Here is a 15,348-nt window from a genome sequence, read left to right as displayed (position 1 = left end):
ATATTATTATGGCAGCAGGTACAATAAATAAAGTTATACTTATTGGTAATTTAGGTGACGATGTTAAAATGCATTATTTTGATGACAAAAATAGTGTTGGTCGCTTTCCTATAGCAACATCAGAAAGTTATACAAATAAACAAACCGGAGAAAAAGTAACCAATACAGATTGGCATAATATTGTTGTAAGAAATAAGTTAGCAGAAATTTGCGAAAAATACTTATCTAAAGGAGATAAGGTTTATGTTGAAGGAAAACTTAAAAACAGGCAATGGGAACAAGATGGCGTAAAACGCTACTCTACAGAGGTTCTTGTTTCTGAAATGACGATGTTATCATCTAAGAAGAATTCTGAAAACAACACAATGGCTGCACAACAAAATACACCAGTACAAAATACACCTAAGCCAATTGCTCAAGAAGAAGAAAATGACGATTTACCATTTTAATTACTAATTAATAACACATAATTTTGGATCCAGATCCCAATCATATATTTATATTTTTAGCATCAATAGACCTTTTTACAACTTTAAATAGCATTGCTTTAATTGCATTACTAATTAGTTCTGCTTTAATTTCGGGCTCTGAAATTGCATTTTTTTCACTTTCTCAAACAGATTTAAACGAACTTTCTAATAATGGTAAGGAAGAAAACATAGTAGTTACATTATTAGAAAAACCAAGAAAGTTATTAGCAACAATTTTAATAACCAATAATTTTATAAATATTTTAATTGTTTTATTATTTGCTTCTTTAGCAGAAACACTTTTTGGCAGTTTTAACTTTACTTTAAACCTTTACTTATTTACAGTTTCTATTCGTTTTTTACTAGAAATTATTTTAGTAACCTTTTTAATTTTACTTTTTGGTGAAGTTTTACCAAAAGTTTATGCATCTAGAAATGCTTTAGGATTTTCTAGGAAAATGTCTAAATTTATTAAGTCTGTTAGCTTTTTACTTACACCTTTTAGTATGCCTTTAATTGCTATTACAAAATGGGTAGAGAAAAAATTTGGTAGTAAAGCAAGTAATTTTTCTGTAGAAACACTTTCGCAGGCTTTAGAATTAACATCACAAGGCGCAACTAGTAAAGACGAACAAAAGATTTTAGAAGGAATTGTAAACTTTGGTAATACAGAAACGGTTCAGATAATGAAACCAAGAATCGATATTTTTGCAATTTCTGATGATGAGTCTTACGAAGAAGTTTTAAATAAGATTTTGGTAAATGGTTATTCTAGAAATCCTGTTTATAAAGAAAGTATAGACAATATTATTGGTGTTTTATACGCTAAAGACTTGTTAGCACATTTAAATAAGAAGTCATTTAAATGGCAAAATCTACTAAGAGAACCATTTTTTGTGCCAGAAAATAAAAAGTTAGACGATTTACTTAGCGATTTTAGAGCAAAGAAAAATCATTTAGCCATTGTTGTAGATGAGTACGGTGGCACAAGTGGTTTAGTAACTTTAGAAGATGTTATAGAAGAAATTGTTGGCGATATTAATGATGAATTTGATGATGATGATTTATCATATTCTAAAATAGACGATAATAATTACATTTTCGAAGGCAAAACTTCTATAAAAGATTTTTGCAAAGTTTTAGATGATGAAGACGAAGAAATTTTTGAAGAAGAGAAAGGAGAAAGTGAAACCTTGGCTGGTTTTATTTTAGAGATTTCTGGCAAGTTTCCTAAAAAAGGAGAAAAAATAATTTTTAAAAATTATACGTTTACCATAGAAGCGCTCGATAAAAAAAGAATTAAACAAGTAAAAGCTACAAGAAATGCGTAATATTTTATTATTACTTTTTATAACAACTTTTCTTTCTTGTAAAGAAGATGTGTTGCCAAAACCTAAAGCTTATCTTAGTCTAAAATACCCACAAAAAGAGTATAAAACTTTAGATCTTAAAAGACCATATACCTTTAACGTTTTAAAACACGCTAAAATAATTAACGAAAAAAACAATTGGATAACTATTAAATATCCGAAGTTAAAAGCATCAATAGACATCACATATAGACCTGTTAATAATAACATACAAGAACTATTAACAGAAGCAGAAAAACTAGTCTTTAAACACACTACAAAAGCAGAACAAATTATACCTAAAGACTTTTTAAACGACACAAAAAAAGTATACGGCAGCATGTACGAAATTACTGGTAATGCAGCATCTAACATACAGTTTCATGTTACAGATAGTACAAAAAACTTCTTAAAAGGTTCTTTATATTTTTACGCAAAACCAAACTACGATTCTATTTTGCCTGCAGTAGATTATGTAAAAGAAGATATTTTACACTTAATAGAAACTTTAGAGTGGCAAAATTAAATTTCAAGTAAATTTACCTAGTTTATAAAACAGCTATAACAACGCTAATTTTCTAATAGATTTTTTCGGTTATTTGACAAACTAACCAAACTTATCTATCATGAAAATTAATTTATCAAAAATTTTTGGTGCTTTATTACTGATTTTCTTATTCAATTCTTGCAAAGAAAAAGTTTCTAATACTGTTTTCCCAGAATATGTTTTAAAAATTACGCAAGCAAAAAACACAAATGCACCTGCATTGCAATCTTTTACACATGCCGAATCTTTAGATGGTAAAGAGTGGCTTTTGTTTGCAGGTAGAACAAATTCTTTAGATTCTTTAAACGGCGGAATTCATAATTTAAACGGAAATTATGCTGGTTCTTCTTTTACAAAATCTTCTTACAACGATGTTATTTATGTTTATAATCCTGCAAAAGATGAAGTTTCTGGTAGCTTAACACTTACAGATTTCATTTCTGTAATTGAAAACAAATACAACACAATTAGAGATGGTGTTCCTGCACAATCAAATCCACTTTATCAATTATTACAAACAGTAAAAGAAAACTCAACCATCTTTAAAAACTCAAATGCCTTGGTAAAACAAGTTGGAAAATACTTATACACACTTGGCGGTTATGGACCTTCAGATTTTTCTGATCTTAAAAAAGGTTTTACAACTTACAATCATGTTGCCAAAATAAATGTTAGTAATCTAATAAAACTAGTAAAAGAAAAAACATTAAGCGAAAATGAGTGGACAGATTTACTAAGAGTTGGTAAAAATGACACATTAGTTAGTACAGGTGGCGAATTGTATATTCTCGATGATGTTCTGTATCTTTCTTTAGGCCATAGTTTTGGAAATAGTGCACCAAAATTTTCTGAAGGTCAAAAATATGTAGATGCAGTTTATCCTTTCACTTTAACTAATAATAGTGAAAACATAGCTACTTTAGACATTCAGGTAAATGAACCAATATCAGATATTAGTGATCCAACAAGTAATGCTTCAGACAATATTTCAGTTTTTAGAAGAAGAGACGGACCAATATTACCATCACTATATAAAAATCCTGATAGTAATTCAATAGAAAAAAGCATTGCTATTTATGCCGGAGTTTTTAAACCAGGAGAAACTCTAGAAGCATGGAATGATGCTATTTATGTGCATCCTAATTGGGCAAATAATAACAGTAAATTATATACATACGATACTACTTACAATCAAAAAAACTTTAATATTTATTCTTGTCCGAGTGTAGTTTTATTTGATACCAATAACAATTATTTACAGTCTTTTTTAATTGGCGGAATTGGTGATGGCAAACGCGCTCTTAAACATCATTTATCTGGATTTACAAATTCTAGTGTTCAGATTTCTATGGATATTAGCAGTTTACCTTTAAAAAGCACTCCAAAAACGCTTGACTATAATGTTTTTACAGACCAAGACGAAAATTCGGCTCCATTTTATGGCGCAGAAGCAATTATGTTTCCTAATAGAAAAATAACTTACAGTAAATATTCTGATGAAATTATAGACGTTGCAAAGAGTTTTTCTTCGGATAAAAAAACAATTGAAGTTGGCTATATATTTGGCGGAATAGAAGCTTTTGAATCGAATCCAGGGACTTATGGTGCAAATAAATCGCAAGCATCTAACAAAATCTGGAAAGTAGAAATCACAAAAAACAGTATTTAAAAACCAAAAAAAAGGTAGCTTAATTAAGCTACCTTTTTTTAAATTATTTCCATTTTTTGCAACAAGAAAGAGGCGTTCATATTTTTACAAATTCCGTCTTTTAAAGTATAATCAAAATGCAACTCATTATTTACTATTTCTGCATCAAAGTAATAGTTTTTTATATCTTTAAATTCATTTTCTAATGCACATAAACTTACATCGTGTGTTGCAATTATACCTGTAGATTTAGATTTCGATAATTTTTCTACAAACTTTTTAGATCCAATTGCCTTGTCTTTACTATTCGTTCCTTTCAAAATTTCGTCTAAAATGATAAAATAATCTTCATTTTCAATTTGATCTACTATAAATTTTAATCGCTTTAATTCAGAATAAAAATAAGACTCATCTTCTGTTAAAGAATCTGTGGTACGCATACTCGTGATAAGCTTAATTGGTGCATATTTATAACTTTTAGCACAAACAGGTAAACCACAATTTGCCATAACAATACTTAAAGAAACAGTTCTTAAAAAAGTACTTTTACCAGCCATATTTGCACCAGTAACAATAAAAAATGCTTCTTTTTTTATTGAAAAATCATTGTCAACCCTTTTTGAAGCATTTAACAAAGGATGCCCTAAATTTTCACCATCGATTATATTCTGATGAGAAACTATTTCTGGAAAAACAAAGTTAAGTTTGTTAAAAGTAAAATTGGCTAAAGAATTTTTAGCATCAAAAAAAGCAACCACTTCAAACCATTTTTCAACAACATGTTTATAGTTAGAAATCCATTTTTCTACTTTGCATGCATTGTAAATTTCAGTTAAAAACAAACCGTTACCTACAACAGCAATTAAAATATTATTTCTTTGATCGAACGTATCTAAAATTCTTGCAAATTCTTTAAATATTTTTGATGCTTTTTTTGATTCAGAGTTAATAATCGTTTGTTTTTCTACTAATATTTCTGAATCAAATTTTTCATTTTCTATCTCATTTAATAAAACATGATATTGCTTAAAGGTTTCTCTAACTTTATCGGTTTCAGAATACAGATTACTAGTTTTTTTTAAAAATCTACCTGTTATAAAAAGACCTATAAAAAACCAAAATATTAAATAAGAAAAGGGTAAAAATCCGAATGAAATTAAACCAATAAGTGCTATAGAAATCAAAGAAAATACTACCTGAACTTTCGATAAAACCTTAGGAAAAACACTTTTATAATTAGAAAACCACGATACTATAAAATTTGAATTTGTTTTAACAGAAACTAAACTTGCCAAAGCAGCAAAATTCTGTCTCCAAATAGCTTTTTCAGACAATTCTTTAATTGCTTTTTGTTTACTTTCTATAAAAGTTGTTGCATTTTCTGATAATAACTTTGCTAAAAAATGTTTACCATCTATTGTTTTGGTTCTGTTTATATTCTGAAAAAAAGAACCTTTACCAAACAAATCGATGTCGTTACTATAAAAATGTGTAGGATTTATAAATTCCTCACCTGTTTCTAAATGATGAAATTCTCCATTTGCTACACTAATTTCATCTTTATTTATAGCTATTTTTGCATTTATAATTGCTCTTTTTCGTTGTAAATCTATGTGTTTAACTACTAAAAAGCTAAATAAAACTGCACCTAAAAACCCAACAATAAAAATATCTGGATAAGCGCCCAAAGTTAGATATATTAAAAGGAAAGTTCCTATAAAAACAGTAAATCTAAAAACACTTAAGTTGATAGATTTTCTTTTTAAACTAGCTGCTTCGTTTTCTAATTCCTTTTTTGTATTTGTATAAAAATCTAGTACTTTACTCATTAAAAATATTTATTTGTAAGAAGAAATTCCGCCAGTTAAACTTAAAACTTCTAAATCTGGATACTCTTTTTTTAATCTTTTAGTAGCTCTATAACTGTTTAAACCACGCTGACAAACCATAACATACGTTTTATTTTTATCAACCTTAATTTCTGATGCTTTAAATTTATTAATATGAATCGTTTGCTGTACTTTAAACGGTAATTTCAGATTATTTAAAACTGCAATAATTTCTAAATTCTCATCGCCCAATCTATTTTTTAATTGTTCTGATGTTATTTGCCAATCTAAATTCTGGCCAGAACAAGCGGCATCAACATACGTTTGAACCTTAAATAATTTTGCAATTTTATCTTTTAAAACCGATGTTTTTAACTTCATTTTTAATTGTGTGTTTTGCAACGAATTGTAAATTAACAATTCATTTATTAACGGATTCCCTATGCCAGTTATCAATTTTAAAACCTCATTAACTTGTGCAATCGCAATAATACCAACAATAGCATTTAAAGTACCCGCTTCTTCACAATTAGGTATATCTGTTGCCATTTTGGGAAAAGCATCTCTTAAATTGGCAGAATAACTACCGTCTTTTTGCTGTACATTAAACGTAGCCACATAACCATCAAACTTATATAAAGAACCATAAACCAAAGGCTTACCTTTAATTACACAAGCATCGTTTATTAAATATTTGGTAGGTAAAGAATCTGTACCATCAATAACAACATCTACGTTTTCTATCAGTTCTAAAACATTGTCTTTTGTAATTGGTTTGTTTGTAAAACTCACCTCTGTAAATGGCGCTCTTTTTTTTATAAATTCTGATAAAACTGCAGCTTTGGATTTTCCTAAATCTTCTAAACTATAAAAAACTTGACGATGTAAATTTGTAACATCAACGGTGTCAAAATCAATTAAATGCATTTTTCCAATTCCGCTTGATGCTAAATACACCGCAATCGGACTTCCTAAACCACCGCAACCAACTACTAAAACAGAAGCTTTTTGCAATTTTTCTTGCCCAATTTCACCAATTTCTGCTAAAGTAATTTGACGTTTAAAAAGTTGATTTTTCTCTATTTTCATTTATGAACTAATCTCTTTTTTAGCTCCTCTATATTCTTCTGGTGTATTTACATTTCTGATGAAATCATCATCAATTTCTACAATTTCAACATCAGAATTGATTAACATTTTTCTAGGACAAGAATATCCTTGCGCTAAATATTGTAATAATAATGGATATGCTTTTGGCTCGTAAATAGTAATTAATGGCTCTGGAAAATCTTTATTTTTTCCTTTAATTACCGTGGCAACTTTAGACGGATTTCTACGTTCTAAAACTAATTTTATAATACTTTCATCTACAAAAGGAAGATCTGTTGCTAAAACAAACCAAGCAGAATTTGGATCTTTCTGAAAAGCAGAACAAATTCCGCCAAAAGGACCTAAATCGATAAATTTATCTGCTATCTCACTTTCATTTTCTGCTTTATGTACAGAATAAAAAGTCTCTAAATTATTAATTTCTAAAAGTGTTTTTGCCACTTCTTTTTGAGGTTTTCCAAAATAATTGAGTTCAGATTTATCTTTACCCATTCTTGTACTTTTACCGCCAACTAAAACCAACCCTTTTATTGGTGCAATTTTTTCTTGAATTAAATTGTTTATATGATTAGAAATTGCATCGATTTCATCAATCGAATAACATATTTTATTTTTAATATTTGGGTATTTTTCAACTAAAAAGTCAAAAAATTCGGTCTCAGAATTCAGTTTTAAAATAAATTGTATATTATCTAATTGCGATAACCTTTTTAATACAGAAGCTTCTTTAGCTTCGTCTAAAATTAAAATTTGTTTGGCTCCTTGGTAATGATTTCCGTTGATAAAAACATAATCAAACTGGGCAAAATCTAATCTTTGTTGATATTTATTTAAGTTTCCGGTAGTTGTAATTTGCAGGTTTCCTTGATGATGAAAGACATATTCTGACAATTGATTTCCTTCTACATTCTTCGCGTGAGAAGCATCAAAATAGGCCAATTTATAACTTGGTAACTTTCTAGATACTTGATGCACTAAATCTGAAATTACACTACAATTTGCACCTAAAATAGAAATTTCATTAGGCGCATGGTTATCGTTATCTCTTCTTTCTAAATTTGTATGTTTGCTATGCTTTTTCATTTTTAATATCAGATTTTCCGCCTGTTTTTTCTAACAATTTCACTTCTTTAATTACCATTTTCTGACTGATACTTTTACACATATCATAAATAGTTAAACACGTAATATTTGCGCCGGTCAAAGCTTCCATTTCGACACCTGTTTTACCTGTTATTGTCACTTTACAAAACACTTCTATATTTTCTGAATCTACAATTTCAATATATACATCGACTCCGTTAATTAGCAAAGGATGACACATTGGAATTAAATCAGAAGTCTTCTTTACTCCCTGAATTCCTGCAATAATTGCAGTTTGAAAAACAGGTCCTTTTTTAGTAACTAACTCATCATTTGTAAAATTCGCAATTACTTCTTTTCCTAAAAACATAGTTGCTTTAGCAATAGCTGTTCTTTTGGTAATTTTCTTATCAGAAACATTTACCATTTTAGGGTTATTCTTTTCGTTTAAATGACTAAAACCACTCATTATCTATATCTGATTATTGGGAAATTTTCACCATGTTTAAAAAGTATTTTTTCCGTTTTTGGTAATTGAATAAAAGCACCTGCATTAACCAAACTTGCTAAATCTCCAGAACCATTTCCTTTTACCGGAAAAGCTACTAAGTGTCCAAATTTACTTTTTAATTTTACTTGTAAAAAAAACTCTAAATTGGGTTTAAATGATACATTTTCACCTAAAATTGCAGTTTCTTCTTCTATTTCTAATCCTGTAGATTTATAATACCAAGGATAAAAATACGCCAAACAATTTACAAATGTTGAGATGGGATTTCCAGGAAACCCAAAGACGTTACATTCATTCGTTTTTCCATAGAAAAAAGGTTTTCCTGGTCTTTGCGCTACTTTATGAAACAATTTTTCAACACACAATTCCTCAAAAACTTCTGGCAAAAAATCGTATTTTCCTTTGCTAACTGCGCCACTAAAAAGCAATACATCATAATCTTTTAAAAAACCTTTTATTTTTTGCTTTAAAATAGGTTTATCATCTGTAATATGAGCAGTTTCGGAAGGAATTTGTAATCTTTCTAACAAAGAAACCAACGTAAAAACATTACTTCTTCTAATTTGATGTTTTAACGGAATTTCATTTACGCCAACCAATTCATCTCCCGTAGAAACAATCATAACTTTAGGCTGTTTTGCAACTTTTACTGTTGATTTACCAACCGTTGCTAAAACACCAATTTCTGCCGCTGAAATTATTTTATTTTCTGTAATTAATACATCGCCAACCTTTCTATCTTTACCTTTTACATGCACATTCTGACAATCATTTATTATATTAATATTGATTGTTGCAATTCCGTTTTTAAGCGTAACATCTTCATAACGAATTACTGTATTTGCATTGTTTGGTAAAACAGCGCCAGTCATAACTTCAATACAATTTTCTTTGTTTTGAAGCGTCATTTGTTCACTTCCTGCAGCTTGTATTCCTTCTACTTTAAAATCTCTTTGTCCGTTTTTAAATGCGTTAAAATCGATACAAATTCCATCCATAGAAACTCTATTAAATGGCGGAAAGTCTCTATCTGCAAGAATATTTTCTTTTAAAATTCTACCCACAGATTTTAGAAACGGAACTTCTTCTACTCCGAAGTTATAGGCTGAATTTAAAATTATATCCTTTGCTTCTTTAACTGAAATCATACGTTTAATTTATCTAGAATATTTTTTAATTCAACATCTCTGTTATTCACAACAAAGCAATATTCATCACCCTTTTTGGTAGTTATTTTGATTCCATTATCTCTTAACTTAAAAGTTTTTCTTTTTGTAACAGAAACTATATCATTATAATCAATATTTGTCTGTCCTTTTTGGATATTTAAAGAGTGGCTTTTAAAAATCAATCTTTGATTCGTTAAAAATATTTTACCTCCAACTCCTTCAAATCCTCTAAATAAATTTGCAAAAATCTCTCTTTCTAGCACTTCATCTGCTAGTAAACCTGGTTTAATAGTATCAACTCTTTTCCCTACAAGCTTATTCTTAAGTTTAGGAAACAAGAAAATAAAAAAAAGTGTCATGGCAACACCATAAATTAATGACTGACCTACCAAGTTTTTTAAGGTTAGCTCATTATCTAATAAATATAGAATAAAACCATACCCGAAAGTTACAGAAACACTTAATAATGTAATTTGTTTCCAATTAAGTTTTACTTCAAATTTTTTTTCCATAATATTCTTGTTTTTTATTTAAAAATTATAAATTCCTAAAAATTAATGACAAACCATAAAAAAGCATAAGTATTAAAAATAACCAGTTTTTAAAAAAAGACCTAAATGTTATCTTTCTGGACTTCTTTTCATCAGTATTATTAGATATAAAAAACTTAATAATTATAACTATTTTACATAGTATTACAATAAAAACACCTGTTTCCATAGCATGAACTTCAAAAATGTTATTTAATGCATACATATTACCCACCAATTGTGCTCATACTTTCAGAAGCACCACCGTTTTTTCTATTTGCTTCTGCAACAAAACCATTTTCTGGTTTGTCTTTTACTAATCTTAAGAAAAGTTCTTTTAAATCTTCATTCGATGCTCCTTTTCTAATAAAATCTCTTAAATTAAAAACGCCATCATCAAACAAGCAGTTTTTAAAAGTTCCGGTACTTGTAATTCTAATTCTATTACAATCGTTACAAATAGTTCTTGTAAATGCAGGTATAATTCCGAAAGTTCCTAAGTGGTTTTCTACTTTATAATTTCTAGAGGTTGATGATTTCTCGGACTGGATTTCATCCACAGAAAACTCGGTTTTAACTTCATTTAAAATTTTAGTAAACGTCCAGTTTTCTTGCATATCTCTTTGCCCTTTTCCGTTAAAAGGCATTTCTTCTATAAAACGAACTGCAACATTTTTGTCTTTTGTTAATCCTACAAAATCTACAATTTCATCAGTATTAAAACCAGATTGTACAACCACATTTAGTTTTAAATTTAAACTGCTTTTTTCTAGTAATTCAAAAGTTTTATAAACTTCAGGAAAAACGTCTCTTCTAGTAATTTTGGCAAACTTATCTCTTTGTAAACTATCGATACTTAAATTGATATTCTTTACTTTTTTAAGTTTTTCAATTTTATCAATATGTTGTGAAATTAATGCACCATTTGTTGTAATATTTATGGCATCTAACAAATCGTTATAAGACAGCATTTCTAAAAACCCAACAAAATCTTTACGCACAAAAGGTTCGCCACCAGTTAAACGTACTTTATTAACGCCTAATTCTGTTAAAACGCGAATTAAACGATACATTTCTTTAAAGGTTAATAGCTCTTGTCTTGGCACAATGTCTATACCATGAGCAGGCATACAATATTGACAACGTAAATTACAACGGTCGGTTACTGCTAACCGAACGTATTCCATTTGTCGCCCAAAATTGTCTACAAGTTTACTCATTAAAAGATTTTAAATCTGGTTGTAAAATTTGTTGTTTTGCTTCTTTTGATGTAAAAATATTACCAGAATAAAACGAGGCAATAATTTCTTTAAAATTAGTTTTTAATTTTGAGAATTCCTTTATAAAATCTTGAAAATCGTAGGCATTAGAATTCTGAATGTACTTGTGCATAATTTCTATAGAAGCATAAGTAACTGTTGCATTGTATTTTCCGTCTGCATTGTATTTATCTGCAAAAGCTTTTAATTGTTCACTGTATTTTTTAAAAGCAATTTCTTTACCATATTTTGTAATATAAATCCAAGCTAATCGCAAATGTGCCTCATGCGTAAACCATAAAGGTTTAAAAGTATTATTTGTAAACTTTGTTTCAAATTCTGCATCAGAAATTTTCCAATGACGTTCCATTAATTTGGTAGTTTTTTACTTAGCATACCATAAATTAAGGTACCTAATAAAGCGCCAACTAATAAGATTAATGCAGGCATCAATTTAAACCCAAGAATAACAAAAATTGGGGCTGCACAAGCACCAGAAATACCCCAACCTAAACCAAAAAATGTTCCTCCTAAAATTGTTCTTACAAAACCTTTTTTCTTTGGTTTTGGCACTATTTTATTACCGTTTATATCTTTAATTTTTCCGCTTTTAAATAACTGCATAAAAATTGCAGAAATTAATACAGCACCGCCAATAATACCATACATATGAAAAGATTGAAACTTAAACATTTCGTAAAAGCGAAACCAAGAGATTGCTTGAGTCTTACTTAACACAATTGCAAAAAAGATTCCTAGTATTAAAAATTTGATATTTTTCATTTAATTATATTTTTATAACTTTTGATTTGCTTCTTGACTGAACACAAAAAGACAAATTGAATTTTATTTATTGGTGATGTATCTACTAAAACAATAAAGGTATTACAAACCAAGTTGCTATTATTCCGCCAATAAAAAAGCCAATAACCGCCAATAAAGAAGGCAATTGTAGGCTACTTAAACCTGTAATTGCGTGGCCAGAAGTACATCCGCCAGCATATCGCGTACCAAAACCTACAAATACACCAGAAATTAATAATATTAAAAAACCTTTTAGAGAAAAAACAGCAGCATCACCAAAAATTTCATCAGGAAAATATTGATTACCAATATTAGAAAAACCTAGCTCACTTAACTCTGTTACAGTTTTCGGGTTTAAATCTATTGTTTGGTTTGGTGTTAAAAAATATGCCGAAATAAAACCACCAATAATTAAACCAACTACAAATAGCAATGCAAAATCTCTATCTTTCCAATCTTTTTTAAAATAATCAGAAAATTTATCTGCACCAGCCATTGTACATAAGGTTTCAAAATTAGTAGAAGCTCCAAAGTTTTGACCGAAATAAAAATACAAAAGCAACGAAATTGCAATTAACGGCCCGCCAACATACCAAGCCCAAGGTTGTAAAATAATATCCATAATTAATCTATTTTTATTTATTCTGTATTTTATCCAAAGAGATAAAAACGAATAAACTCTTTTTAAATTTTATTGTTTAAATAATTTATAATTTGTTCTGTTGCACCAAGGTTGTCTTTTATATACCTCTTATTGATAACACCTGTTAAATTTCTAAAGCTTTGATCTTCTTTTAATTTTAATAAAGATTCTGTGAATTCTTTCTGATTATTTATTGACAAACAACCTCCTATTTTGACCAAGTCTACTGCTTCTTTAAATTTGTCGTATTTATTTCCAATAACCACAGGAATTCCAAAAGTTGCAGGTTCTAAAATATTATGCAAGCCAGTTTTTAAACCTCCGCCAACATAAGCAACGTTTGCATTAGCGTAAATTTTAGTTAAAATACCAATTGTATCGATAATAAAAACTTGATATTCTGAAAGATTTTTATCTGATCTATTAGAAAATAATACTGTTTTTTTATTGATTAATTTTTGCAATTCTAAAACTGCATCTACTTTAATATTGTGTGGTGCAATGATAAAATTTTCGTCTTCTTCTGCATTATTGTTGATATAATTTACCAATAAGCTTTCATCTTCTTGCCAAGTACTTCCTGCAACAATTGTATATTTTCCATTTTTAAATTCAGTTATAAAATCTAAAGAATTATCTTGTTCTAAAATTTTTGAAACTCTATCAAAACGTGTATCACCAGCAACGGTTACATTGTTAAAGTCAATTGAATTTAGTAATTTTTTAGATTCTTGATTTTGCACAAAAAAATGATGAAAAGCCTTTAAAGACTCTCTCATAAAACCTCCGTAACTTTTAAAAAATAATTGTTTTTCTCTTAAAATACCAGAAACTAAAATTGTAGAAATTTCTTTTGATTTTAACTCATTTAGAATATTTGGCCAAAATTCATACTTTATAAAAATTGCCATTTTGGGGTTTACAATTTCTATAAACTTTTTAGCATTTGACTTTGTATCTAAAGGTAGGTAACAAACAACATCTGCCAGCTTATAATTTTTTCTTATTTCATAACCCGACGGTGAAAAAAAAGTGACTAATATTTTGTAATTATTATAACCTTTTTTTAACTCTTCTATAATAGGTCTAGCTTGTTCAAACTCGCCTAATGAAGCTGCATGAAACCAAATTGTTTTTTTATTCTTTAGAACTTCAATTTTAGAAAAGGTTTCTTTTCTTCCATTTATAAAAAGCTTAATTTTCTTATTAAAAAGACCAATTATTGGCAGTAAAATAGTTGCTTTAAAAAGTACTAAATTGTATAGAAATTTCATGAGCGTAAAAGTACAAAATACAAACAAGTTCATTAACAACCGTAAGCACAAAAAAAGCTCAAACAAATTAATGTTTGAGCTTTTATGCTTTTTGAAAACTTAAATCTTAAGCTTCAAATGGAGTTACAGATACGTAAGATCTGTTATCTCTTTTCTTTTGAAATTCTACAATTCCATCAACCTTTGCATGTAAAGTATGATCTTTACCCATGTAAACGTTTTCTCCTGGATTGTGCGTAGTACCTCTTTGACGAACAATAATGTTACCTGCAATTGCAGCTTGTCCTCCAAATATTTTTACTCCTAGTCGTTTCGATTCTGATTCTCTACCATTCTTCGAACTACCTACACCTTTTTTATGTGCCATGTTATTGAGTTTTTATAGGTTAAAGTTAAACTATAAGGATTTATTTTTCAATACCTCCGTCTAATCTATCTTGTAATTCTTTTAATTCATCCCATTTACCTTCTGCAGCTAAACCAGCTTGTTTTGGCCAAGTATCAGTCACAATGTGAGATAATCTTGAACTTGCTTCAGATAAAATTTCACTTAATTTAGATGCTTCAGTTTTAGCTACTTTTGCAAAAGTATCTAAACCTGCGTTTACTAGAGCTTCAGCAGCTTTAGGTCCTGCACCTTCAATTTTCTTTAAGTCATCTCCTTTAGAAGATTTCTTTGGAGCAGCTTTTTTAGCTTCTGCCTTTGGAGCAGCCGCTTTTTTAGTTACAGCTTTCTTAGTTGCTTTTTTAGCACCAGAAGCAGCAATAGATTCAATTTGAATCTCTGTTAAAGCTTGTCTATGTCCATTTTTCTTTTGGTAACCTTTTCTTCTTTTCTTCTTGAAAACGATTACTTTATCACCTTTTAAGTGACTTAAAATTTTGGCCGTTACTGCGGCTCCTTCTATAGCTGGGGCGCCAATCGATACACTTCCATTGTCATCTAGTAAAAGAACGTTATCAAAACTTACTTCTGATCCTTCTTCTCCTTGTAAACGGTGAACGTATACTTTTTGGTCTTTTGCTACTTTAAACTGCTGCCCTGCTATCTCTACGATTGCGTACATACTATTTGTTTTGCGTATTTATACTTATTATACACTTTCTCTATAGAAAATGCGG

At 29.0% G+C, this 15,348-nt stretch carries 17 protein-coding genes; 4 read left to right on the top strand and 13 right to left on the bottom strand.

Annotated elements, in window-relative coordinates:
- Positions 1-8: 8 nt before the first annotated feature.
- The 4 genes from B5464_RS08210 to B5464_RS08195 all read left to right on the top strand — a co-directional run bounded on the left by B5464_RS08210 (position 9) and on the right by B5464_RS08195 (position 4,035).
- Positions 9-449, top strand: a complete 441-nt coding sequence (locus B5464_RS08210; RefSeq protein ID WP_077810880.1) for a single-stranded DNA-binding protein — start codon at positions 9-11, stop codon at positions 447-449.
- Positions 450-472: 23 nt separating this feature from the next.
- The gene (gene gldE, locus B5464_RS08205; RefSeq protein WP_172830874.1) at positions 473-1,801 is read left to right on the top strand and encodes a gliding motility-associated protein GldE; all 1,329 of its coding nucleotides are present in this window, start codon (positions 473-475) and stop codon (positions 1,799-1,801) included.
- On the top strand, positions 1,794-2,345 hold the full coding sequence (gene gldD, locus B5464_RS08200; RefSeq protein WP_079737970.1) for a gliding motility lipoprotein GldD: 552 nt from the start codon (positions 1,794-1,796) through the stop codon (positions 2,343-2,345). The genes gldE and gldD overlap by 8 nt, the downstream gene beginning before the upstream one ends.
- Before the next feature lie 100 nt (positions 2,346-2,445).
- A complete protein-coding gene (locus B5464_RS08195) occupies positions 2,446-4,035 on the top strand; it encodes a hypothetical protein (protein WP_079737969.1) in 1,590 nt (529 codons plus the stop codon).
- A gap of 38 nt (positions 4,036-4,073) precedes the next feature.
- Here B5464_RS08195 and B5464_RS08190 read toward each other — a convergent pair whose 3' ends face one another.
- From B5464_RS08190 to rplU, 13 genes are all read right to left on the bottom strand, one after another.
- A complete protein-coding gene (locus B5464_RS08190) occupies positions 4,074-5,843 on the bottom strand; it encodes a DNA mismatch repair protein MutS (RefSeq protein WP_079737968.1) in 1,770 nt (589 codons plus the stop codon).
- Positions 5,844-5,852: 9 nt separating this feature from the next.
- A complete protein-coding gene (locus tag B5464_RS08185; protein WP_079737967.1) occupies positions 5,853-6,932 on the bottom strand; it encodes a HesA/MoeB/ThiF family protein in 1,080 nt (359 codons plus the stop codon).
- The gene (locus B5464_RS08180) at positions 6,933-8,036 is read right to left on the bottom strand and encodes an NTP transferase domain-containing protein (protein ID WP_079737966.1); all 1,104 of its coding nucleotides are present in this window, start codon (positions 8,034-8,036) and stop codon (positions 6,933-6,935) included. It abuts the gene before it with no gap.
- Positions 8,023-8,505 (bottom strand): cyclic pyranopterin monophosphate synthase MoaC, encoded by a 483-nt coding sequence (gene moaC, locus B5464_RS08175; RefSeq protein ID WP_079737965.1) that lies wholly within the window; start codon positions 8,503-8,505, stop codon positions 8,023-8,025. The genes B5464_RS08180 and moaC overlap by 14 nt, the downstream gene beginning before the upstream one ends.
- The gene (locus B5464_RS08170) at positions 8,505-9,695 is read right to left on the bottom strand and encodes a molybdopterin molybdotransferase MoeA (RefSeq protein WP_079737964.1); all 1,191 of its coding nucleotides are present in this window, start codon (positions 9,693-9,695) and stop codon (positions 8,505-8,507) included. Before B5464_RS08170 ends, moaC begins: the two co-directional genes overlap by 1 nt.
- Positions 9,692-10,228 (bottom strand): GRAM domain-containing protein, encoded by a 537-nt coding sequence (locus B5464_RS08165; protein ID WP_079737963.1) that lies wholly within the window; start codon positions 10,226-10,228, stop codon positions 9,692-9,694. The genes B5464_RS08170 and B5464_RS08165 overlap by 4 nt, the downstream gene beginning before the upstream one ends.
- Positions 10,229-10,473: 245 nt before the next feature.
- Complete coding sequence (moaA, locus tag B5464_RS08160) at positions 10,474-11,466, bottom strand: GTP 3',8-cyclase MoaA (protein ID WP_079737962.1); 993 nt, start codon at positions 11,464-11,466, stop codon at positions 10,474-10,476.
- Positions 11,459-11,875 (bottom strand): hypothetical protein, encoded by a 417-nt coding sequence (locus B5464_RS08155; protein WP_079737961.1) that lies wholly within the window; start codon positions 11,873-11,875, stop codon positions 11,459-11,461. The genes moaA and B5464_RS08155 overlap by 8 nt, the downstream gene beginning before the upstream one ends.
- A complete protein-coding gene (locus B5464_RS08150; RefSeq protein ID WP_079737960.1) occupies positions 11,875-12,288 on the bottom strand; it encodes a DUF6691 family protein in 414 nt (137 codons plus the stop codon). Before B5464_RS08150 ends, B5464_RS08155 begins: the two co-directional genes overlap by 1 nt.
- An 85-nt stretch (positions 12,289-12,373) precedes the next feature.
- Positions 12,374-12,931 (bottom strand): YeeE/YedE family protein, encoded by a 558-nt coding sequence (locus B5464_RS08145; RefSeq protein ID WP_079737959.1) that lies wholly within the window; start codon positions 12,929-12,931, stop codon positions 12,374-12,376.
- 62 nt (positions 12,932-12,993) lie between these two features.
- Positions 12,994-14,226, bottom strand: a complete 1,233-nt coding sequence (locus B5464_RS08140; RefSeq protein WP_079737958.1) for a 3-deoxy-D-manno-octulosonic acid transferase — start codon at positions 14,224-14,226, stop codon at positions 12,994-12,996.
- 106 nt (positions 14,227-14,332) lie between these two features.
- A complete protein-coding gene (rpmA, locus tag B5464_RS08135; RefSeq protein WP_015481656.1) occupies positions 14,333-14,593 on the bottom strand; it encodes a 50S ribosomal protein L27 in 261 nt (86 codons plus the stop codon).
- Positions 14,594-14,633: 40 nt separating this feature from the next.
- Positions 14,634-15,293: a 50S ribosomal protein L21 gene (gene rplU, locus B5464_RS08130; protein WP_079737957.1), complete on the bottom strand. Its 660-nt coding sequence runs from the start codon at positions 15,291-15,293 to the stop codon at positions 14,634-14,636.
- Positions 15,294-15,348: the final 55 nt, after the last annotated feature.

The sequence above is a fragment of the Polaribacter sp. KT 15 genome (assembly GCF_900143115.1).
Taxonomy (GTDB): Bacteria; Bacteroidota; Bacteroidia; order Flavobacteriales; family Flavobacteriaceae; genus Polaribacter; species Polaribacter marinaquae.
Note: the sequence above shows the minus strand (reverse complement) of the source record. Positions and strands in the feature narration are given on the sequence as shown.

Excerpts from the sequence above, each read along its gene's own strand:
- moaA (WP_079737962.1), bottom strand. The coding sequence starts at position 11,466 with ATGAGTAAACTTGTAGACAATTTTGGGCGACAAATGGAATACGTTCGG.
- B5464_RS08150 (WP_079737960.1), bottom strand. The coding sequence starts at position 12,288 with ATGAAAAATATCAAATTTTTAATACTAGGAATCTTTTTTGCAATTGTG.
- gldD (WP_079737970.1), top strand. The coding sequence starts at position 1,794 with ATGCGTAATATTTTATTATTACTTTTTATAACAACTTTTCTTTCTTGT.
- moaC (WP_079737965.1), bottom strand. The coding sequence starts at position 8,505 with ATGAGTGGTTTTAGTCATTTAAACGAAAAGAATAACCCTAAAATGGTA.
- B5464_RS08170 (WP_079737964.1), bottom strand. The coding sequence starts at position 9,695 with ATGATTTCAGTTAAAGAAGCAAAGGATATAATTTTAAATTCAGCCTAT.
- B5464_RS08185 (WP_079737967.1), bottom strand. The coding sequence starts at position 6,932 with ATGAAAATAGAGAAAAATCAACTTTTTAAACGTCAAATTACTTTAGCA.
- rplU (WP_079737957.1), bottom strand. The coding sequence starts at position 15,293 with ATGTACGCAATCGTAGAGATAGCAGGGCAGCAGTTTAAAGTAGCAAAA.
- B5464_RS08210 (WP_077810880.1), top strand. The coding sequence starts at position 9 with ATGGCAGCAGGTACAATAAATAAAGTTATACTTATTGGTAATTTAGGT.
- B5464_RS08145 (WP_079737959.1), bottom strand. The coding sequence starts at position 12,931 with ATGGATATTATTTTACAACCTTGGGCTTGGTATGTTGGCGGGCCGTTA.
- rpmA (WP_015481656.1), bottom strand. The coding sequence starts at position 14,593 with ATGGCACATAAAAAAGGTGTAGGTAGTTCGAAGAATGGTAGAGAATCA.
- B5464_RS08180 (WP_079737966.1), bottom strand. The coding sequence starts at position 8,036 with ATGAAAAAGCATAGCAAACATACAAATTTAGAAAGAAGAGATAACGAT.
- B5464_RS08190 (WP_079737968.1), bottom strand. The coding sequence starts at position 5,843 with ATGAGTAAAGTACTAGATTTTTATACAAATACAAAAAAGGAATTAGAA.
- B5464_RS08140 (WP_079737958.1), bottom strand. The coding sequence starts at position 14,226 with ATGAAATTTCTATACAATTTAGTACTTTTTAAAGCAACTATTTTACTG.
- B5464_RS08165 (WP_079737963.1), bottom strand. The coding sequence starts at position 10,228 with ATGGAAAAAAAATTTGAAGTAAAACTTAATTGGAAACAAATTACATTA.
- B5464_RS08155 (WP_079737961.1), bottom strand. The coding sequence starts at position 11,875 with ATGGAACGTCATTGGAAAATTTCTGATGCAGAATTTGAAACAAAGTTT.
- B5464_RS08195 (WP_079737969.1), top strand. The coding sequence starts at position 2,446 with ATGAAAATTAATTTATCAAAAATTTTTGGTGCTTTATTACTGATTTTC.